The 20778-nt window shown below is 58.5% G+C and carries 15 protein-coding genes and 1 pseudogene; 13 read left to right on the plus strand and 3 right to left on the minus strand.

The genetic code is table 11. The features are described 5' to 3' along the window. Positions 1–95 precede the first annotated feature (95 nt). Positions 96–407, plus strand: coding sequence for a DUF485 domain-containing protein (locus NIBR502773_RS24405; protein ID WP_049709234.1), 312 nt, complete (start codon positions 96–98; stop codon positions 405–407). After that, positions 404–2062, plus strand: a complete 1659-nt coding sequence (locus NIBR502773_RS24410; protein WP_115488109.1) for a cation acetate symporter — start codon at positions 404–406, stop codon at positions 2060–2062. Before NIBR502773_RS24405 ends, NIBR502773_RS24410 begins: the two co-directional genes overlap by 4 nt. Before the next feature lie 49 nt (positions 2063–2111). On the opposite strand, the gene NIBR502773_RS24415 is transcribed toward NIBR502773_RS24410, so the two are convergent. The 3 genes from NIBR502773_RS24415 to gltA all read right to left on the minus strand — a co-directional run bounded on the left by NIBR502773_RS24415 (position 2112) and on the right by gltA (position 5946). After that, positions 2112–2789: a hypothetical protein gene (locus NIBR502773_RS24415; protein ID WP_141157154.1), complete on the minus strand. Its 678-nt coding sequence runs from the start codon at positions 2787–2789 to the stop codon at positions 2112–2114. Positions 2790–2829: 40 nt separating this feature from the next. Then, positions 2830–4353 (minus strand): DUF2235 domain-containing protein, encoded by a 1524-nt coding sequence (locus NIBR502773_RS24420; RefSeq protein WP_141157155.1) that lies wholly within the window; start codon positions 4351–4353, stop codon positions 2830–2832. 303 nt (positions 4354–4656) lie between these two features. Next, positions 4657–5946 (minus strand): citrate synthase, encoded by a 1290-nt coding sequence (gene gltA, locus NIBR502773_RS24425; protein WP_027607056.1) that lies wholly within the window; start codon positions 5944–5946, stop codon positions 4657–4659. 364 nt (positions 5947–6310) lie between these two features. On the opposite strand from gltA, the gene sdhC reads away from it, so the two are divergent. The 11 genes and pseudogenes from sdhC (at position 6311) to brnQ (ending at position 20703) form a co-directional block, all read left to right on the plus strand. Next, entirely contained in the window at positions 6311–6685 is a 375-nt protein-coding gene (sdhC, locus tag NIBR502773_RS24430; protein ID WP_003172804.1) for a succinate dehydrogenase, cytochrome b556 subunit, read from the plus strand. Continuing rightward, on the plus strand, positions 6679–7047 hold the full coding sequence (sdhD, locus tag NIBR502773_RS24435) for a succinate dehydrogenase, hydrophobic membrane anchor protein (RefSeq protein ID WP_003172805.1): 369 nt from the start codon (positions 6679–6681) through the stop codon (positions 7045–7047). Before sdhC ends, sdhD begins: the two co-directional genes overlap by 7 nt. Positions 7048–7050: 3 nt before the next feature. After that, positions 7051–8823, plus strand: a complete 1773-nt coding sequence (gene sdhA, locus NIBR502773_RS24440; protein WP_053255229.1) for a succinate dehydrogenase flavoprotein subunit — start codon at positions 7051–7053, stop codon at positions 8821–8823. An 11-nt stretch (positions 8824–8834) separates the two neighbouring features. Then, positions 8835–9539, plus strand: a complete 705-nt coding sequence (locus NIBR502773_RS24445; RefSeq protein WP_003172807.1) for a succinate dehydrogenase iron-sulfur subunit — start codon at positions 8835–8837, stop codon at positions 9537–9539. Positions 9540–9800: 261 nt separating this feature from the next. Next, on the plus strand, positions 9801–12632 hold the full coding sequence (locus NIBR502773_RS24450) for a 2-oxoglutarate dehydrogenase E1 component (RefSeq protein ID WP_141157156.1): 2832 nt from the start codon (positions 9801–9803) through the stop codon (positions 12630–12632). Between the two features lie 44 nt (positions 12633–12676). Beyond that, on the plus strand, positions 12677–13903 hold the full coding sequence (odhB, locus tag NIBR502773_RS24455; protein ID WP_065939928.1) for a 2-oxoglutarate dehydrogenase complex dihydrolipoyllysine-residue succinyltransferase: 1227 nt from the start codon (positions 12677–12679) through the stop codon (positions 13901–13903). A 101-nt stretch (positions 13904–14004) separates the two neighbouring features. Next, on the plus strand, positions 14005–15441 hold the full coding sequence (lpdA, locus tag NIBR502773_RS24460; RefSeq protein ID WP_141157157.1) for a dihydrolipoyl dehydrogenase: 1437 nt from the start codon (positions 14005–14007) through the stop codon (positions 15439–15441). 204 nt (positions 15442–15645) lie between these two features. Further along, complete coding sequence (sucC, locus tag NIBR502773_RS24465) at positions 15646–16812, plus strand: ADP-forming succinate--CoA ligase subunit beta (RefSeq protein WP_003233235.1); 1167 nt, start codon at positions 15646–15648, stop codon at positions 16810–16812. Beyond that, positions 16812–17693: a succinate--CoA ligase subunit alpha gene (gene sucD, locus NIBR502773_RS24470; RefSeq protein WP_003172813.1), complete on the plus strand. Its 882-nt coding sequence runs from the start codon at positions 16812–16814 to the stop codon at positions 17691–17693. The genes sucC and sucD overlap by 1 nt, the downstream gene beginning before the upstream one ends. A 186-nt stretch (positions 17694–17879) precedes the next feature. Further along, a pseudogene (locus NIBR502773_RS24475) lies at positions 17880–19028 on the plus strand (integrase core domain-containing protein). Positions 19029–19389: 361 nt separating this feature from the next. Next, positions 19390–20703: a branched-chain amino acid transport system II carrier protein gene (brnQ, locus tag NIBR502773_RS24480; protein ID WP_027607061.1), complete on the plus strand. Its 1314-nt coding sequence runs from the start codon at positions 19390–19392 to the stop codon at positions 20701–20703. The last annotated feature ends 75 nt before the right edge of the window (positions 20704–20778 follow it).

Genomic DNA, 20778 nt, shown 5'->3' on the forward strand with positions numbered 1-20778 from the left:
CCGTCTAATACTAAGGTCGTCTGGAACCTGTTCCGTAGCCGCATACAGTGGATACGTACCAATAATAAAAAAGCTGTGCTGCGAGGATAAAAACAATGAACGACAGCATTTACCTCTCGATTCAAAACAGCCCGCGTTTCAAGGAGCTGGTAAGAAAAAGGGAAAGGTTCGCCTGGATTCTCTCGGCGATCATGCTAGGGCTGTACTCCGGATTCATCCTGTTGATCGCCTACGGGCCACAAGTACTGGGGGCCAAGCTCAGTCCCGGTTCGTCGATTACCTGGGGCATTCCCCTGGGCGTCGGCCTGATTGTGTCCGCCTTCATCCTGACCGGCATCTATGTGCGCCGGGCCAACGGCGAGTTTGACGACCTGAACAATGCGATTCTCAAGGAGGCTGCGCAATGATCCGGCGTCTATTGGCTGTATTCGGCGCTTCGCTGTTTGCTCCGGCCGTTTGGGCGGCGGACGCATTGACCGGTGAAGTGCACAAGCAACCGTTGAACATCTCGGCGATCGTGATGTTCGTCGCGTTCGTCGGTGCCACCCTGTGCATCACCTACTGGGCGTCCAAGCGCAACAAGTCGGCGGCCGACTACTATGCGGCCGGCGGCAAGATCACCGGTTTCCAGAACGGCCTGGCGATTGCCGGCGACTACATGTCGGCCGCGTCCTTCCTGGGTATTTCCGCACTGGTGTTCACCTCCGGCTACGACGGCCTGATCTACTCAATCGGCTTCCTGGTGGGCTGGCCGATCATTCTGTTCCTGATCGCCGAGCGCCTGCGTAACCTGGGCAAGTACACCTTTGCCGACGTGGCGTCCTATCGCCTCGGGCAAACCCAGATCCGCAGCCTGTCGGCCTGTGGTTCCCTGGTGGTGGTGGCGTTCTACCTGATCGCGCAAATGGTGGGGGCGGGCAAGCTGATCCAGCTGCTGTTCGGCCTCGACTACCATGTGGCGGTGATCCTGGTCGGGATCCTGATGTGCCTGTATGTGCTGTTCGGCGGCATGCTGGCGACCACCTGGGTGCAGATCATCAAGGCGGTGCTGTTGCTGTCCGGTGCTTCGTTCATGGCGCTGATGGTGATGAAGCACGTCAACTTCGACTTCAACACGCTGTTCTCCGAGGCGATCAAGGTTCACCCTAAAGGTGAAGCGATCATGAGCCCCGGCGGCCTGGTGAAAGACCCGATCTCCGCGTTCTCCCTGGGCCTGGCACTGATGTTCGGTACCGCCGGCCTGCCGCACATCCTGATGCGCTTCTTCACCGTAAGCGATGCCAAGGAAGCGCGGAAGAGCGTGCTGTATGCCACGGGCTTCATCGGCTACTTCTATATCCTGACCTTTATCATCGGCTTCGGCGCGATCCTGCTGGTCAGCACCAACCCGGCGTTCAAGGATGCAGCAGGCGCCTTGCTGGGCGGTAACAACATGGCGGCGGTGCACCTGGCCAACGCGGTGGGTGGCAGTATCTTCCTGGGCTTCATCTCGGCGGTGGCCTTCGCCACCATCCTGGCCGTGGTTGCCGGCTTGACCCTGGCCGGTGCTTCGGCGGTGTCCCATGACCTGTACGCCAGCGTGATCAAGAAAGGCAAGGCCAACGAAAAGGATGAGATTCGCGTATCGAAGATCACCACCATCGCCCTGGCAGTGCTGGCGATTGGCCTGGGCATCCTGTTCGAAAGCCAGAACATCGCGTTCATGGTCGGCCTGGCGTTCTCGATTGCCGCCAGCTGTAACTTCCCGGTGTTGCTGCTTTCCATGTACTGGAAAAACCTCACCACCCGTGGCGCGATGATTGGCGGCTGGCTGGGCCTGATCAGTGCCGTTGGCCTGATGATCCTGGGTCCGACCATCTGGGTCTCGATCCTGCATCACGAAAAAGCCATCTTCCCGTACGAATACCCGGCGCTGTTCTCGATGATCATTGCGTTCATCGGTATCTGGTTCTTCTCAATCACCGACAAGTCGGCGGCGGCAGAGAAAGAGCGCGCGCTGTACTTCCCGCAGTTTGTGCGTTCGCAGACTGGCCTGGGGGCGAGTGGGGCGGTTAATCACTAAGTTTGTTGTTGGGTAAGGAATGCCCCGGTCGAAAGGCCGGGGCATTTTTTTATGGCTGCGGATTTACTTCGGCGGTCACGGTTATAGCTGGCGGGGGAATGTTGTCGGTATACAGCGCGTGCAGGCCCATCACGCGTCCAAGAAACATCACTTGGCGAAACATCATGGCAAGGAACAGCGCGCCGCCGATGAACGAGTAATAGAGGTAGTAAGGCTGCACTGCGTAGAATTTTACGCCGTCGGAAAAAAAGCCGATGAACATGAGCACGATCAGGCCGCTCAGCAGGTTTTGGCACAGTGTCACTTCGGCCATGGCTTTGACCAGGATGCGGCCGGCGGTGTCATTTGCTTTGCCCACCTGATCGATATGCACGGAAACCTGCTTCCAGCGCTGGGTAAAGGTGGCGCCGTTGTCCAGGTTCAATACCTTGCAGAAGGGCACGCGCTCCAGGATGAAGATCGATATAGCGTCCCAGATGACACAGAAGCCGGTCAGCACAATGCCTGATACGTAGCTGAGCAAAATCAGAATGAACAGATCGGCCCCGGAAGCCAGCGCGTTCGGTTTGCTGGGCGTGATGATGAAATCCATCTTGTAGGCCAGTGCTACCCAGAACGCCATTCCTGGGCACACTCGCGCAATCAGGTCGTAGTAAGCGCTGGGTATGAAGTTGAGCAGCGAAGACAGCTCGGCGCCCATTTTTTGTTCAGCGGGTTTATCCGTCATGGAGCGTACTCCCTCAAGCGAGTGGGTGATGAGCCACGGATTATTGAATCGTCAACGCAACATGCCCCTTGTTATTGCCGTAGCAATTCCACGCGTCGTTGGCATAGGCATACAGATACCCTGAGCGTTTGGGCGTATAGGTGCAGCCGTGGCCGATGAGGAAGGACTCCGGTTTCAGCAGGATGCCCTTGGCGTCAACACCATCGCTGTTGGTGATGGCGCCGATAAGGCTGAACCAGGGGTAATTCTCGTGGCGGCGGGTGAAGTAAAAGTTTGCATCGCTGTTGTTGAACAGCTTGCCGTACCAGTTTTCCAGTTTGCCCAGTGCGGTGCCGGCCAGGTAGGACAGTTCACCGGGTTGGAAATGGTTGTCAACTGGGCCATCAGGGTCGCAGACGATCGAAGCGTCCAGCCACTCGCCACTGGCGCTGAAGGTGTACGTCGTGCCCGCGTTGAGCCATAGGCCGGTTTCGTTCCACGGCAGGCGTGCTGAGATGTCCAGTACCAGCGGGGTCGGGGGTGTCAGCAGGCGCGCCTTGCGGTAAGGCGATTGAGTGATGGGTGGGGTTTTCTGCCGCGCCAGTGCGGAGCTGTGGAACAGTGCCGGTTGCGTGTTGAGGTTGGCCACGCTGCGCGGCTGAGTCGCCAGCACATTGAACACGCCGTCGCAGGAGTCGTGCATGGTGTCGTAGAGGTCGGGCTTGATCTGCTTGACAATATCCGCCGCGAAATCCAGGCCCGTCGCGCTCGCTTCATCCAGCATCCACAGCAGTGCGCCATCGGCCAGGCCGCAGTTTTGATAGCCGCCGCCGACGTCCGAGTGCACGCCGGGAAACCAGATCTGCTTGAGTTCGGTGTCCTTCGATGATGGCTGGTTCCACAGCGTCGGCTGGAACGAGGCGCGGCGTTCGTCCATCGCCAGTGCGTGACGCGCATGCTTGACCGAGGGGTGTAGCGTGGTGTCGTGGAAGGTGTAGCGTTCGCGATTGTCGAGCAGGTTGAGCAAAGCCATGTCGTCGGGGATGCCCAGCGCGCCAACGGTGTCCCAGACCCCAATGAACTGAATCGGGATGGGTTCGCCGGCCTTGTTGTGGAATTCCCAGCCCTGGGCGCTCCAGTCTCCACGCTCTTCGGTTTTACGTCGGTAGCCGTAGGTGAGCAGCGCCTGAATGCGTGTCCAGACCTCTGCTGGCGGTAGTCCGGCGATCCGCAACAGCCCGCAGCGGCCGATGAATCCGGCAAGGCTGCGCACCGTGTAGGCCCCGCGGCTGAAGCCGAACAGATAGATCGCATCGCCGGGCTGGTAGCAGTAACAGAGCTTCTGGTAGGCGCTCATGATGTTGTTATCAAGGCCGGCGCCGGTGCCGCCGCCGACGGCTTTATCCCACCAACTGCCGTTGGTGCCGACACCTGGGTGATAGTATTTGGTTTGCGCGACGCCCTGGGCGTCGAGGTCGGCCAGGGCGTTAAACAGTCGCACCACGTTGGTGGGGGCGGGGACGCCCTGATCGAGTTGGTCGGGGGTATTCCAGGTACCGTCGCAGCAAATCACCAGATTAGCCATGGCAAATCCTTTACCTGCAAGCAGGAGCCAGTTCAAGAAACCCGGCGACGGGTTTGGCTGCATGCAGAGGGCAGCGCGGGGCACATCGGCCGGAAAGTGAGCGCTGACTACGGATACCTAGCGGTACGCTGGATTCAAGATCAGTACCGGGGAGGCGTCAAGTCGCGCCGGCAAATACCGGGGGGGCGGCGTTCGAGTTGCTCGCTACCGATTGGGATGTGTCGTTGCAGGCATGGTCGCTGCGGCAAAACGAACAAGGCCTCCAGAGGAGGCCTTGTTCAGTGCAGCTAAGCGGCTGATTGCTTACTTGCGATCTTCCAGCTTGGTAATGTCACGCGACTCGTAGCCGGTGTACAGCTGGCGTGGACGGCCAATCTTGTACGGGCTGGAGAGCATTTCTTTCCAGTGGGAGATCCAGCCCACGGTCCGCGCCAGGGCGAAGATCACGGTGAACATGCTGGTTGGAATGCCGATCGCCTTGAGGATGATCCCCGAGTAGAAGTCGACGTTCGGGTACAGGGAGCGTTCGATGAAGTACGGGTCGGTCAGGGCGATCTCTTCCAGGCGCATGGCCAGTTCGAGTTGCGGATCGTTGTTGATGCCCAGTTCCTTCAGCACTTCGTCGCAGGTCTGCTTCATGACGGTGGCGCGTGGGTCGCGGTTCTTGTAGACCCGGTGACCGAAGCCCATCAACTTGAACGGATCGTTCTTGTCCTTGGCCTTGGCGATGAACGTGTCGATGTTGGACACATCGCCGATTTCATCGAGCATGGTCAATACGGCTTCGTTCGCACCGCCGTGGGCAGGGCCCCACAGTGCGGCGATACCGGCGGCAATACAGGCGAACGGGTTGGCACCCGAAGAGCCTGCCAGGCGCACGGTGGAGGTGGAGGCGTTTTGCTCGTGGTCGGCGTGGAGGATGAAGATCCGGTCCATTGCCTTGGCCAGCACCGGGCTGATCGGTTTGATCTCGCACGGGGTGTTGAACATCATGTGCAGGAAGTTTTCCGCGTACGTCAGGTCGTTGCGCGGGTACATCATGGGTTGGCCCATGGAGTACTTGTAAACCATTGCGGCCAGGGTCGGCATCTTGGCAACCAGGCGGATCGCGGAAATTTCGCGATGCTGCGGGTTATTGATGTCGAGGGAGTCGTGATAGAAGGCCGACAGGGCGCCGACCACGCCGCACATGACCGCCATCGGGTGAGCGTCGCGACGGAAGCCGTTGAAGAAGGTCTTCAACTGTTCGTGAACCATGGTGTGGTTCTTCACGGTGCTGACAAACTGGGCTTTTTGCTCGGCTGTTGGCAATTCGCCATTTAGCAGCAGGTAGCAGGTTTCCAGATAGTCCGATTTTTCCGCCAGTTGCTCGATCGGGTAGCCCCGGTGCAGCAGGATGCCATTGTCGCCGTCGATATAGGTGATCTTCGACTCGCAGGAGGCGGTCGACATGAAGCCTGGGTCGAAAGTGAAACGGCCCGTGGCCGTCAGGCCCCGTACGTCGATAACATCGGGACCAACGGTGCCGGTTAAAATGGGCAGCTCGACGGGGGCTGCGCCCTCGATGATCAACTGCGCTTTTTTGTCAGCCATGTGGCCTCCTATTTATGCTTCAAATCATCAGACAGACCCCCACGCAGGGCCCGCACCACTATAGTGAGATAAATTCAGATGTCAATTTGCCTAAAGTCTTGCCCCAGAAGGCTTTAACCGGACTTTTTCCTCGAAATTGCCTGCCATTTACGCCTTTTATCCCGCCAGCGCAATCCGCTATTAGGGTGAGGTGCGCGCGTTGTCATTAGTAACCTAACTGTCTATACTCGGCCACCGACCGCCAAGGGCTTTTGGGCTTGCTTTCATTGGGGGTCGCACTCCCTGGGTGGTGCTTACCTGACCAGTCGCACTCCCCAACAACTTTGCCCTGATTGTTAGGGGCTCTTCAGTGTGAAAAAAAGCCGTGAATAGCCAACGACCTGTAAACCTAGACCTAAGGACCATCAAACTCCCCATCACCGGCGTTACGTCGTTCCTGCACCGTGTTTCCGGCATCATCCTGTTCCTGGGCTTGGGCATCATGCTTTATGCATTGAGCAAATCCCTGGGTTCCGAGGAAGGATACGCCGAGGTGAAGGCATGCTTGACCAGCCCGCTGGCCAAGTTCGTAGCATGGGGCCTCCTGTCCGCTCTGCTGTATCACCTGGTAGCCGGTGTGCGCCACTTGATCATGGACATGGGCATCGGTGAGACGCTGGAAGGCGGCCGCCTGGGCTCGAAAATCATCATCGCCATTTCCGTGGTGCTGATCGTTCTGGCAGGAGTTTGGATATGGTAACCAGCGTTACGAACCTATCGCGTTCGGGCCTCTATGACTGGATGGCGCAGCGTGTGTCTGCGGTCGTTCTCGCGGCTTATTTCATTTTCCTGATCGGATACCTCGTCGCAAACCCGGGCATTGGCTACGAGCAATGGCACGGGCTGTTTTCCCACAATGCGATGCGAATCTTCAGCCTGCTGGCCCTTGTAGCCCTGGGCGCTCACGCCTGGGTCGGCATGTGGACCATCGCGACCGACTACCTGACGCCGATGGCGCTGGGCAAGTCCGCGACCGCAGTCCGTTTCCTCTTCCAGGCAGTATGCGGCGTCGCGATGTTCGCTTACTTCGTCTGGGGTGTGCAGATTCTTTGGGGTATCTGATTCATGGCTAACATTCCAACTATTTCCTTCGACGCCATCATTATTGGTGGCGGCGGTGCCGGCATGCGCGCAGCGCTGCAGCTGGCCCAGGGCGGTCACAAGACTGCCGTGATCACCAAGGTATTCCCGACTCGCTCCCACACCGTATCGGCCCAGGGGGGCATCACCTGCGCCATCGCGTCCGCCGACCCGAATGATGACTGGCGCTGGCACATGTACGATACCGTCAAGGGTTCCGACTACATCGGTGACCAGGACGCTATCGAATACATGTGTCAGGAAGGCCCGGCCGCGGTGTTCGAGCTGGACCACATGGGTTTGCCGTTCTCCCGTACCGAACAGGGTCGCATCTACCAGCGTCCATTCGGCGGCCAGTCGAAGGACTACGGTAAAGGCGGCCAGGCTGCCCGTACCTGCGCCGCGTCCGACCGTACCGGTCACGCGCTGCTGCACACGCTTTATCAGGGCAACCTGAAAGCCGGCACCACGTTCCTGAACGAATACTACGCAGTGGATCTGGTGAAGAACGCCGACGGTGCATTCGTTGGCGTGATCGCCATCTGCATCGAAACCGGTGAAACCACCTACATCCGCGCCAAGGCTACCGTTCTGGCGACCGGCGGTGCAGGCCGTATCTACGCTTCCACCACCAATGCCCTGATCAACACCGGTGACGGCGTCGGCATGGCACTGCGTGCCGGCGTGCCGGTGCAAGACATCGAAATGTGGCAGTTCCACCCGACCGGCATCGCCGGCGCCGGTGTACTGGTCACCGAAGGTTGCCGTGGTGAAGGCGGTTACCTGATCAACAAGCACGGCGAGCGTTTCATGGAGCGTTATGCTCCGAACGCGAAAGACCTGGCGGGTCGTGACGTCGTTGCCCGTTCGATGGTCAAGGAAATCATCGCCGGTAACGGCTGTGGCCCGAATGGCGACCACGTACTGCTGAAGCTCGATCACCTGGGTGAAGAAGTGCTGCACAGCCGCCTGCCGGGTATCTGTGAGCTGTCCAAGACCTTTGCCCACGTGGACCCGGTGGTTGCTCCGGTTCCGGTTGTTCCAACCTGCCACTACATGATGGGCGGTGTTCCGACCAACATTCATGGCCAGGCGATCACCCAGAACGCCGAAGGCGTGGACGAGATCATCCACGGTCTGTTTGCGGTAGGCGAAGTGGCTTGCGTATCGGTACACGGTGCCAACCGTCTGGGCGGCAACTCGCTGCTCGACCTGGTGGTATTCGGCCGCGCGGCTGGCCTGCACCTGGAAAAAGCCCTGACCGACGGCATCGAATACGATGACGCCACCGACGCCAACATCGAGGCCGCCCTGGCGCGCCTGAACGCTCTGAACGAGCGCACTGATGGCGAAGACGTGGCAACTCTGCGTCGCGAGCTGCAAAACTGCATGCAGAACTACTTCGGTGTATTCCGTACCGGCGAATACATGCAGAAGGGTATTGCCCAGCTGGCCGATCTGCGCAAGCGCATCGCCAACGTCAAGATCAACGATAAGAGCCAGGCGTTCAACACCGCTCGTATCGAAGCCCTTGAACTGCAAAACCTGCTGGAAGTGGCTGAAGCGACTGCGATCGCCGCCGAGGTTCGTAAGGAATCCCGTGGTGCCCACGCTCGTGAAGACTTTGAAGATCGCGATGACGAAAACTGGTTGTGCCACACCCTGTACTTCCCGGGTGACAAGCGCGTAACCAAGCGTGCCGTGAACTTCTCGCCGAAGACGGTTCCGACGTTTGAACCGAAGATTCGGACTTACTAAGGGTGGCTGCCATGTTGAAAGTCAGTGTTTATCGCTACAACCCTGATCAGGACGCTGCGCCGTTCATGCAGGAGTTCCAGGTCGATACCGGTGGTAAAGACCTGATGGTGCTGGATGTATTGGCACTGATCAAAGAGCAGGACGAAGGTTTCTCCTATCGTCGCTCTTGCCGTGAAGGTGTGTGCGGTTCCGACGGCATGAACATCAACGGCAAAAACGGCCTGGCGTGCATTACGCCGCTGTCCGCCGTTGTCAAAGGCAACAAGCTGATCGTTCGTCCTCTGCCAGGTTTGCCGGTTATCCGTGACCTGGTCGTCGATATGAGCATCTTCTACAAGCAATACGAGAAAGTTAAGCCGTTCCTGCAGAACGACACGCCGGCTCCGGCCATCGAGCGTCTGCAGTCCCCGGAAGAGCGTGAAAAGCTCGACGGTCTGTACGAGTGCATCCTGTGCGCTTGCTGCTCGACCTCGTGCCCGTCCTTCTGGTGGAACCCGGACAAGTTCCTGGGTCCTGCTGCCCTGCTGCAAGCGTATCGCTTCCTGGCAGACAGCCGTGACACCAAGACGTCCGAGCGTCTGGCTTCGCTGGATGACCCGTTCAGCGTATTCCGCTGCCGCGGGATCATGAACTGCGTCAACGTATGTCCTAAAGGCCTGAACCCGACTAAGGCTATTGGTCACATCCGTAACATGCTGCTGCAAAGCGGTGTGTAACTGACGTTGTAACAAAGCAGGACCGTTGTGCCCGTAAATGCTACGGCGCAGGCTTCAACCGGCGCCGTAGTTTTAACTTGAGCAGCGACTTACAAAGCCGCAGCTCTTATTTTGAAGAAATGAGACAAGCAGGGGCATTCGGGTTGGTACCCGAACTATCAGCGTGATCCTAAGTGGCTTGTTTTGGTCGCTGCACTTGGCCTTTTGCAAGCAAACTCGGTGTTTTCGCCGGTGGTGTCCCCAAATCGAGGGTGACCAAGCATGCAAGAAAGCGTGATGCAGCGCATGTGGAACAGCGGCTATCTTTCAGGTGGTAACGCTGCCTATGTGGAAGAGCTTTATGAGCTCTACCTGCACGACCCTAACGCTGTGCCAGAAGAATGGCGCACCAAATTTCAGACGTTGTCTTCAGACGGCAACGCTGCCACCGATGTATCGCACGCAACAATTCGCGATCAGTTCGTGCTGCTGGCAAAGAACCGGCGCCGCGCCCAACCGGTTTCCGCCGGCAGCGTGAGCAGTGAGCACGAGAAGAAGCAAGTTGAAGTACTGCGACTGATCCAGGCCTACCGTATGCGTGGCCACCAGGCAGCCCAGCTTGACCCGCTGGGGCTGTGGCAGCGTCCTGCACCTGCAGACCTGTCGATCAATCATTACGGCTTGACCAATGCCGATCTTGATACGACCTTCCGTGCCGGCGACCTGTTCATCGGCAAAGAGGAAGCGAGCCTACGCGAAATTCACGAAGCGTTGCAGCAGACATATTGCCGCACCATCGGCGCTGAGTTCACGCACATCACCGATTCCGAGCAACGCCACTGGTTCCAGCATCGCCTGGAAGGCGTGCGTGGCCGTCCGGTATTGTCCGCCGACGTGCGCAGCCACCTGCTTGAGCGCGTGACCGCAGCCGAGGGCCTGGAAAAATACCTGGGTACCAAATACCCAGGCACCAAGCGTTTCGGCCTGGAAGGCGGCGAGAGCCTGATTCCGATGCTCGACGAGCTGATCCAGCGTTCCGGTTCCTACGGCACCAAGGAAATCGTGATCGGCATGGCCCACCGTGGTCGCCTGAACGTGTTGGTCAACACCTTCGGCAAGAACCCGCGTGAGCTGTTCGACGAGTTCGAAGGCAAGAAGAAGGTCGAGCTGGGTTCCGGTGACGTTAAATACCACCAGGGCTTCTCGTCCAACGTGATGACCACCGGCGGTGAAGTTCACCTGGCCATGGCCTTCAACCCATCCCACCTGGAAATCGTTTCTCCAGTGGTCGAGGGTTCGGTCCGTGCTCGCCAGGATCGTCGTAACGACACTACCGGTGAAAAGGTCCTGCCGATTTCCATCCACGGTGACGCGGCATTCGCCGGTCAAGGCGTGGTCCTGGAAACGTTCCAGATGTCGCAGACCCGCGGCTTCAAGACCGGCGGTACCGTTCACATCGTCATCAACAACCAGGTGGGCTTCACCATCAGCAACCCGTTGGACGCGCGTTCCACCGAGTACGCTACCGACGTTGCCAAGATGATCCAGGCGCCGATCCTCCATGTGAATGGCGATGATCCGGAAGCCGTGCTGTTCGTGACCCAACTGGCTGTCGACTACCGCATGCAGTTCAAGCGTGACGTGGTGATCGACCTGGTTTGCTACCGCCGTCGCGGTCACAACGAAGCCGACGAACCAAGCGGCACCCAGCCGTTGATGTACCAGCAGATCACCAAGCAGCGCACTACCCGTGAGCTGTATGCCGAAAGCCTGACCAAGGCCGGTATCGTTGACGATGAACGTGTTCAGGCGAAGATCGATGAATACCGCAACGCGCTGGACAATGGTCTGCATGTCGTAAAAAGCCTGGTCAAGGAGCCGAACAAAGAGCTGTTCGTTGACTGGCGTCCGTACCTGGGTCACACCTGGACGGCGCGTCACGACACGTCGTTCGATCTGAAGACCCTGCAGGAACTGTCCGCCAAGCTGCTGGAAATTCCGGAAGGCTTCGTGGTGCAGCGCCAGGTTGCGAAGATCTACGAAGACCGTCAGAAGATGCAAGCCGGCGGCCTGCCGATCAACTGGGGTTATGCCGAAACCATGGCGTACGCGACCCTGGCGTTCGAAGGTCACCCGATCCGCATGACTGGCCAGGACATCGGCCGTGGTACGTTCTCGCACCGTCACGCGGTTCTGCACAACCAGAAAGACGCAGGCACCTACGTTCCGCTGAAGCACCTCTACGAAGGCCAGCCACGTTTCGACCTGTACGATTCGTTCCTGTCCGAAGAAGCCGTACTGGCGTTCGAATACGGTTACTCGACCACCACGCCGAACGCGCTGGTGATCTGGGAAGCCCAGTTCGGCGACTTCGCCAACGGTGCCCAGGTGGTTATCGACCAGTTCATCACCAGCGGCGAGCACAAGTGGGGTCGCCTGTGCGGTCTGACCATGCTGCTGCCACATGGCTATGAAGGTCAGGGTCCTGAGCACTCCTCGGCTCGTCTGGAGCGTTACCTGCAGCTGTGCGCCGAGCACAACATCCAGGTATGCGTGCCGACTACCCCGGCACAGATCTACCACTTGCTGCGTCGCCAGGTAATCCGCCCGCTGCGCAAGCCGCTGGTCGTGCTGACGCCGAAGTCGCTGCTGCGTCACAAACTGGCCATCTCGACCCTGGAAGATCTGGCCGATGGCTCGTTCCAGACCGTTATTCCAGAAATCGACACGCTGGCCCCGGCCAAGGTGACTCGCCTGGTGCTGTGCAGCGGCAAGGTCTACTACGACCTGCTGGAAAAACGCCGTGCCGAAGGCCGCGAAGACATCGCCATCGTGCGTATCGAGCAGCTTTATCCGTTCCCGGAAGACGACCTGATGGAGGCCATCGCGCCTTACACCAACCTCACTAACGTGGTGTGGTGTCAGGAAGAGCCGATGAACCAGGGCGCGTGGTACAGCAGCCAGCATCACCTGCGTCGCAGCATCGGTAACCACAACAAGGCCCTGGGCCTGGAGTACGCCGGCCGTGATGCTTCCGCTGCACCTGCGTGTGGTTATGCGTCGATGCACGCCGAGCAGCAGGAAAAACTGCTGCAAGATGCTTTCACTGTTTAACGCCTTCGCGCTGACTGAAACCGAATTTTAAGGACCCACAGATAATGGCTATCGAAATCAAAGCCCCGTCATTCCCGGAATCGGTTGCCGATGGCACCGTTGCCACCTGGCACAAGAAACCAGGTGAGGCCGTCAAGCGTGACGACCTGATCGTCGACATCGAGACCGACAAAGTCGTGCTGGAAGTGTTGGCCGAAGCTGACGGCGTGCTGGGCGCAATCGTTGCCGAAGAGGGCGCTACCGTTCTGTCGAACCAGGTACTGGGCTCGATCGAAGAGGGCAGCGCTGCCGCTCCTGCTCCTGCTGCCGCTGCTGCACCGGCCGCTGCTTCGGCGCCTGCTGCCGCTCCGGCTGCTGGCGCAGAAGATCCAATCGCTGCACCGGCTGCTCGCCAGTTGGCTGAAGAAAACGGCATCAACCTGGCGTCCATCAAAGGCACCGGCAAAGACGGCCGTGTGACCAAGGAAGACGTGGTCGCTGCTGTTGAAGCCAAGAAAAACGCTCCGGCTGCCGCGCCTGCCAAGGCTGCTGCCCCGGCTGCCGCTGCGCCTGTGTTCGCTGCCGGCGACCGCACCGAGAAGCGTGTACCGATGACCCGCGTGCGTGCCACCGTGGCCAAGCGCCTGGTTGAGGCACAGTCGAACATGGCGATGCTGACCACGTTCAACGAAGTCGACATGACCGAAGTCATGGCCCTGCGTTCGAAGTACAAGGATCTGTTCGAGAAGTCCCACAACGGCGTGCGCCTGGGCTTCATGTCGTTCTTCGTGAAAGCGGCCACCGAAGCGCTGAAACGCTTCCCGGCAGTCAACGCTTCCATCGACGGCGGCGACATCGTTTACCACGGTTATGCAGACGTCGGCGTTGCCGTGTCCAGCGACCGTGGCCTGGTGGTCCCGGTCCTGCGTAACGCCGAACTGATGAGCCTGGCTGAAATCGAAGGCGGCATCGCCGGCTTCGGCAAGAAAGCCCGTGACGGCAAGCTGACCATCGACGAGATGACCGGTGGTACCTTCACCATCACCAACGGTGGTACCTTCGGTTCGATGATGTCGACGCCGATCGTTAACCCGCCACAAGCCGCGATCCTGGGCATGCACAACATCATCCAGCGTCCGATGGCCATCAACGGCCAAGTCGTGATCCGCCCAATGATGTACCTGGCGCTGTCTTACGATCACCGCCTGATCGATGGTAAAGAAGCCGTGACTTTCCTGGTGACCATCAAGAACCTGCTGGAAGACCCGGCTCGTCTGCTGCTGGATATCTGATAGAAGCAGCTGCAGGTCTCAAGTGACAGATTGCCGGATAAGGCAGTTGGGCTTGGGGCTTGCGGCTTGAAAGCTTGCTGCTAAATAGAGGAACTATTTTCATGTCGCAGAAATTTGACGTTGTAGTGATTGGTGCAGGTCCTGGCGGCTACGTTGCCGCCATCAAGGCCGCACAACTGGGCCTCTCGACTGCTTGCATCGAAAAATACACCGACAAGGAAGGCAAACTGGCACTGGGCGGTACTTGCCTGAACGTCGGTTGCATTCCTTCCAAGGCGCTGCTGGACAGCTCCTGGAAATTCCACGAAGCCCAGGACGGCTTCGCTATCCACGGCATCAACCATGCCGGCGTGACCATGGACGTGCCAGCAATGGTCGGCCGTAAAGCCAACATCGTCAAAGGCCTGACTTCCGGCGTTGCGACCTTGTTCAAGGCCAACGATGTGACTTCCCTGCAAGGCCACGGCAAACTGCTGGCCGGCAAGAAAGTTGAGATCACCAAGCCGGACGGCTCGGTAGAAGTCATCGAAGCCGAGAACGTGATCCTGGCCCCAGGTTCGCGTCCAATCGACATTCCACCGGCTCCGGTTGACCAGAACGTGATCGTTGATTCGACCGGCGCCCTGGAATTCCAGGCCGTGCCTAAGCGCCTGGGCGTGATCGGCGCCGGCGTCATCGGCCTGGAACTGGGTTCGGTCTGGTCCCGCCTGGGTTCCGAAGTGACCGTGCTGGAAGCCCTGGACACGTTCCTGCTGGCTGCTGACACCGCAGTGTCGAAGGAAGCGCTGAAAACCCTGACCAAACAAGGTCTGGACATCAAGCTGGGCGCTCGCGTGACCGGCTCTAAGGTCAACGGCGAAGAAGTCGTCGTGACCTACACCGACAAGGATGGCGAACAGACCATCACGTTCGACAAGCTGATCGTCGCCGTGGGCCGCCGTCCGGTGACCACCGACCTGCTGGCTTCCGACAGCGGCGTGAACATCGACGAGCGTGGTTTCATCCACGTTGACGATCACTGCGCTACCACCGTTCCGGGCGTCTACGCCATTGGCGACGTGGTTCGCGGCATGATGCTCGCGCACAAGGCTTCCGAAGAAGGCATCATGGTGGTCGAGCGCATCAAGGGTCACAAGACCCAGATGAACTACGACCTGATCCCATCGGTTATCTACACCCACCCTGAAATTGCATGGGTCGGCAAGAACGAACAGCAGTTGAAAGCTGAAGGCGTTGAAGTTAACGTCGGCACCTTCCCGTTCGCCGCTTCTGGCCGTGCCATGGCAGCCAACGACACCGGTGGTTTTGTCAAAGTCATCGCTGATGCCAAGACTGACCGCGTATTGGGCGTCCACGTGATTGGCCCAGGCGCAGCAGAACTGGTTCAGCAGGGCGCGATCGGTATGGAATTCGGCACCAGTGCCGAGGACATCGGCATGATGGTCTTCTCCCATCCGACCCTGTCCGAAGCGCTGCACGAAGCCGCGTTGGCAGTGAATGGCCATGCCATCCACATCGCCAACAAGAAGAAGCGCTAAGCGAGATAATAAGAAACCACGGCGGAGTTGCCCGTCGTGAGCCTTGCGCGCAAGACTCACCGCGGAATATCCGCTGGACGCAGTCTTGCGCAGCTTTACGGGCCTTGAGCCCCGCAAGTTGCGCAAGCAGCAGTCACAGGTGGCGCGGCACTCATAATGAGCGCAGCGCCGAATGCGCAGTACCTAACGAAGACGGTAAAAAGCATGAATCTTCACGAGTATCAGGGTAAGCAGCTGTTCGCTGAATACGGCCTGCCAGTTTCCAAGGGCTACGCAGTAGACACCCCGGAAGCAGCAGCAGAAGCTTGCGACAAAATCGGCGGCACCGAGTGGGTTGTCAAAGCCCAGGTCCACGCTGGTGGTCGCGGTAAAGCGGGCGGCGTTAAGCTGGTTCGCAGCAAAGAAGACGCCAAGGCCTTCGCACAGCAGTGGCTGGGCAAGCGTCTGGTGACTTACCAGACTGATGCCAATGGCCAGCCAGTCACCAAGATCCTGGTTGAATCGTGCACTGATATCGCTAAAGAGCTGTACCTGGGCGCTGTCGTTGACCGTTCGAGCCGTCGCATCGTGTTCATGGCTTCCACCGAAGGTGGCGTGGACATCGAGAAGATCGCTCACGAAACCCCAGAAAAAATCCTGAAAGCCACTATCGATCCACTGGTTGGCGCCCAGCCATTCCAGGGTCGCGAGCTGGCTTTCCAGCTGGGCCTGGAAGGCAAGCAAGTTGCCCAGTTCGCCAAGATCTTCGTAGGTCTGGCCAAACTGTTCCAGGATCACGATCTGGCCCTGCTGGAAGTGAACCCGCTGGTGATCAAGGCTGACGGCGATCTGCACTGCCTCGACGCCAAGATCAACATCGACGCCAACGCCATGTACCGTCAGCCTAAGCTGAAGACTTTCCACGATCCGTCCCAGGACGATCCGCGCGAAGCGCACGCTGCCAAGTTCGAACTGAACTACGTAGCCCTGGAAGGTAACATCGGTTGCATGGTCAACGGTGCCGGCCTGGCCATGGGTACCATGGACATCGTCAACCTGCATGGCGGCAAACCAGCCAACTTCCTCGACGTAGGCGGTGGTGCTACCAAAGAACGCGTAACCGAAGCCTTCAAGATCATCCTGTCCGACTCCAACGTCGCTGCAGTACTGGTCAACATCTTCGGCGGCATCGTTCGTTGCGACATGATTGCCGAAGGCATCATCGGTGCAGTGAAAGAAGTCGGCGTTAAAATCCCGGTTGTTGTTCGCCTTGAAGGCAACAACGCTGAACTGGGCGCTAAAGTACTGGCAGAAAGCGGTTTGAACATCATCGCGGCTACCAGCCTGACCGACGCTGCTCAACAAGTTGTCAAAGCTGCGGAGGGCAAATAATGAGCGTCCTGATCAATAAAGACACCAAAGTTATCTGCCAGGGTATTACCGGTTCGCAAGGTAGTTTCCACACCCAGCAAGCCATCGAATACGGCACCAAGATGGTTGGCGGCGTAACACCGGGCAAAGGCGGCACCGAGCACCTGGGCCTGCCAGTGTTCAACACCGTGAAAGACGCTGTAGCTGCCACTGGCGCCACCGCCAGCGTGATCTACGTTCCAGCTCCTTTCTGCAAGGACTCGATCCTGGAAGCGGCATTCGGCGGCATCAAGCTGATCGTGTGCATCACCGAAGGCATTCCTACCCTGGACATGCTGGACGCTAAAGTTAAGTGCGACGAGCTGGGTGTAGTCCTGATCGGCCCTAACTGCCCAGGCGTGATCACTCCAGGCGAATGCAAGATCGGCATCATGCCAGGTCACATTCACTTGCCAGGTAAAGTCGGTATCGTTTCCCGTTCCGGCACCCTGACCTACGAAGCTGTGAAGCAAACTACTGACGCCGGTTTCGGTCAGTCGACTTGCGTCGGCATCGGCGGTGACCCGATCCCGGGCTCCAACTTCATCGATATCCTGAAGCTGTTCCAGGAAGACCCGAAGACCGAAGCGATCGTGATGATCGGTGAGATCGGCGGTTCGGCTGAAGAAGAAGCGGCTGCCTACATCAAGGCACACGTAACCAAGCCGGTTGTTTCCTACATCGCTGGTGTGACTGCCCCTGCGGGCAAGCGCATGGGCCATGCGGGCGCAATCATCTCTGGCGGCAAAGGCACTGCAGACGAGAAATTCGCTGCACTGCAAGACGCAGGCGTTAAAACCGTGCGTTCGCTGGCAGACATCGGCAAGGCCTTGGCCGAGCTGACCGGTTGGGCTGTCAAGTAAGCCTCGCGCTTAGCTGACGCTTTACCAGCAAAGGCCACCTTCGGGTGGCCTTTGTGCATTCTGCAGATTGTTGACGATTCAAATGTGGGAGGGGGCTTGCCCCGGTACAAACCGGGGACATCGTTTACATTTCTAACCGGGGACATGGTTTACAGGCTAATACGCATGATCAGGAGGTAACTGATCATGCCCTGGAACCAAGAGTCCCCCATGAATCAAAGAATCAAGCTGGTAGCTGATTGGCTTTCTGGCAACTTCACCAAAAGCCAGTTGGCACGCCGCTTTGACGTTAGCCGACCTACCGTCGATAAGTGGATTGCCCGGCACGACGGCGATTTGAGGTCTTTATCCTAACTGTCCCGGCGACCTCACAACAGCCCAAATAAAACCGACGACGAGATTTTGGCCCGTGTAGTCGCGATGAAGGAGGCTCACGATAAATGGGGGCCGAAAAAGCTTCTCGAACTATTACGGCTGGAAGATCCCTGCGTCACCTGGCCCTCTCCAAGTACGGCCGGTCAATGGCTTGACCGACTTGGGCTCGTCAAAAAGCGGCGCTTCAAACGCCGACACAGCATTTCCCACGCACAAATGCGAAAGGCCGACGAACCTAACAAGACGTGGTGTGCTGACTACAAAGGGCAGTTCAAGATGCTTAATGCTCAGATGTGCTTCCCTTTGACCGTCACAGACCATGCGTCGCGGCTGATTTTAGCGTGTAGGGCCCATCCCAAGATCATGACCCAGCCCGTAAAACAGGCCTTTGAGAGGCTTTTTCAGGAGTACGGCATGCCGGAAGTTATCCGTTCAGACAACGGGGTACCGTTCGCCTCTCCTGGCCTGGCAAGAATATCCACACTGGCAGTTTGGTGGATTCGGCTGGGTATTTATCCCGAGCGAACCATGCCGGGAAGACCTGCCCAGAATGGTCGCCATGAACGAATGCACCGTAGCTTGAAACTTGAGTTGCCCTTAGGGAAAAACTTAGTCGAGCAGCAGCTTTTGCTGGAGCATTTCAGGCATGAGTTTAATTACGTACGCCCTCACGAAGCGCTCGGCATGAAAAGTCCGGGAGACTTGTATGTGCCGTCCACCCGAATTTATCCAGGATGCTTGCCCGATGTGGAATATCCGGCAGAAATGAAAGTTCGAAGCGTCAGGCAGGACGGATCGATCAAGTGGAACGGCAAGTTGGTATTTATCAGCGAGGCGCTGTCCGGGGAAAGGATAGGGCTCAAAGAAGCTGAAGATGATGCTTGGGATTTGTACCTGTGTGATTATCCCTTGGGGAGGCTTGGACGAGGTATGACCCGCGTCCAGGCCTCAAATGTGTAAACGATGTTCCCGGTTTCAGATGTAAACGATGTCTACGGTTCTACACCCCGATTGCAGTGCATCAGCCAGCTAATGTGGGACTGACGCACCGCAATCGGGGGCAAGCCCCTCCCACAATTTTGTTTGTATTGCCAAATTAAGTATGAAAACGCGACATCAAGATGTCGCTTATCGGACAGTTCGCCCCGCAACGGTGCGTTTGTCAGGCTAATTCTGTACCCTAGCCGCCTCTTTATGCGTCCGCCTCCCAAAAGGAAGCTGCGCGCTAGACCGGCCGGTGCCCATAAGGGCCGGCAGCATTTCCCTCATCCATAGGGAATCCCTCTCTAAATTCCGATTCAGTAGTGTGGTATTTCCTCAAATGAAAGTGTTGAAAAGCCAGGACATCCTGGCGTTGGGCTTCATGACCTTCGCCCTGTTCGTGGGCGCCGGCAACATCATCTTCCCGCCTATCGTTGGTTTGCAGTCCGGGCCTCATGTCTGGATGGCGGCGCTGGGCTTCCTGATCACCGCCGTTGGCCTGCCGGTGGTTACCGTGATCGCCCTGGCCAAGGTCGGTGGCGGCATGGACGCGCTGAGCAGCCCGATCGGCAAGATCGCCGGTGGCCTGCTCGCGGCGGCGGCGTATCTGGCTGTAGGACCGCTGTTCGCCACCCCGCGTACCGCGACCGTTTCGTTTGAAGTGGGCCTGGCGCCGCTGACCGGCGAAAGCCCGCTGGCGCTGTTCCTCTACAGCTCGGTGTATTTCCTGGTGGTGTTCTTTGTCTCACTGTACCCGGGCCGACTGCTGGACACCGTGGGGCGCTTCCTGGCGCCGCTGAAGATCATCGCCCTGGCCATCCTCGGCATTGCCGCCTTTGCCCTGCCGGCAGGTGAGGTGGGTGTCGCCACCCCGGAATACGTCGCCGCACCGTTCTCCCAGGGCTTTATCAATGGTTACCTGACCATGGACACCCTGGGGGCGCTGGTGTTTGGCATTGTGATCGTCAACGCGATCCGTTCCCGTGGGGTCGAATCGCCCAAGCTGATCACCCGCTACGCGATCATTGCCGGGTTGATTGCCGGCGTCGGTTTGGCGCTGGTGTATGTCAGCCTGTTCCGCCTTGGGTCGGGCAGCCATGAAGTCGCTGCCGGTGCTGCCAATGGCGCCGCAGTGCTGCACGCTTATGTTCAGCACACCTTCGGCTCCCTGGGCAGTGGGTTCCTGGCTGTATTGATCTCCCTGGCATGCCTGGTCACAGCCGTCGGCCTGACTTGCGCGTGTGCCGAGTACTTCAGCAAAATCCTGCCGCTGTCCTACAAGGCGCTGGTCGTCATTCTGGCGCTGTTCTCGCTGTTCGTGTCGAACCTGGGCCTGACCAAGCTGATTGCGTTCTCGATCCCGGTACTCACTGCGATCTACCCGCCGTGCATCGTGCTGGTGGCGTTGAGTTTCTGCAAAGACTTCTGGCAGGAGCAGGGCCGTATCGTCGGTCCGGTGATGCTGGTGTCGTTCATCTTTGGCTGCATCGACGCGCTCAAGGGCGCGGGTCTGGCGGGTTGGATGCCTTCGCAGTTGGCGAACCTGCCGCTGAGTGAGCAAGGCCTGGCGTGGCTGGTGCCCTCGGTGATGACGCTGGTCGTGGCTGTGGTGGTCGACCGAGTGCTCGGCAAGCGTAGTGAAGCTATCGCTTAACTCGCGGGCTTTGGCTTGCACTGAAATGCCCCGTATCGATTGATAAGGGGCATTTTTTTTGAGCGCAAGGCAGTG

It is taken from the genome of Pseudomonas sp. NIBRBAC000502773, from assembly GCF_006517195.1.
Classification (GTDB): Bacteria; Pseudomonadota; Gammaproteobacteria; order Pseudomonadales; family Pseudomonadaceae; genus Aquipseudomonas; species Aquipseudomonas marginalis.

What these genes read in the sequence shown, in the direction of transcription:
- NIBR502773_RS24405 (WP_049709234.1), top strand. Translation starts at nt 96, where the DNA reads ATGAACGACAGCATTTACCTCTCGATTCAAAACAGCCCGCGTTTCAAG.
- NIBR502773_RS24410 (WP_115488109.1), top strand. Translation starts at nt 404, where the DNA reads ATGATCCGGCGTCTATTGGCTGTATTCGGCGCTTCGCTGTTTGCTCCG.
- NIBR502773_RS24415 (WP_141157154.1), bottom strand. Translation starts at nt 2,789, where the DNA reads ATGACGGATAAACCCGCTGAACAAAAAATGGGCGCCGAGCTGTCTTCG.
- NIBR502773_RS24420 (WP_141157155.1), bottom strand. Translation starts at nt 4,353, where the DNA reads ATGGCTAATCTGGTGATTTGCTGCGACGGTACCTGGAATACCCCCGAC.
- gltA (WP_027607056.1), bottom strand. Translation starts at nt 5,946, where the DNA reads ATGGCTGACAAAAAAGCGCAGTTGATCATCGAGGGCGCAGCCCCCGTC.
- sdhD (WP_003172805.1), top strand. Translation starts at nt 6,679, where the DNA reads ATGGTAACCAGCGTTACGAACCTATCGCGTTCGGGCCTCTATGACTGG.
- sdhA (WP_053255229.1), top strand. Translation starts at nt 7,051, where the DNA reads ATGGCTAACATTCCAACTATTTCCTTCGACGCCATCATTATTGGTGGC.
- NIBR502773_RS24445 (WP_003172807.1), top strand. Translation starts at nt 8,835, where the DNA reads ATGTTGAAAGTCAGTGTTTATCGCTACAACCCTGATCAGGACGCTGCG.
- NIBR502773_RS24450 (WP_141157156.1), top strand. Translation starts at nt 9,801, where the DNA reads ATGCAAGAAAGCGTGATGCAGCGCATGTGGAACAGCGGCTATCTTTCA.
- odhB (WP_065939928.1), top strand. Translation starts at nt 12,677, where the DNA reads ATGGCTATCGAAATCAAAGCCCCGTCATTCCCGGAATCGGTTGCCGAT.
- lpdA (WP_141157157.1), top strand. Translation starts at nt 14,005, where the DNA reads ATGTCGCAGAAATTTGACGTTGTAGTGATTGGTGCAGGTCCTGGCGGC.
- sucC (WP_003233235.1), top strand. Translation starts at nt 15,646, where the DNA reads ATGAATCTTCACGAGTATCAGGGTAAGCAGCTGTTCGCTGAATACGGC.
- sucD (WP_003172813.1), top strand. Translation starts at nt 16,812, where the DNA reads ATGAGCGTCCTGATCAATAAAGACACCAAAGTTATCTGCCAGGGTATT.
- brnQ (WP_027607061.1), top strand. Translation starts at nt 19,390, where the DNA reads ATGAAAGTGTTGAAAAGCCAGGACATCCTGGCGTTGGGCTTCATGACC.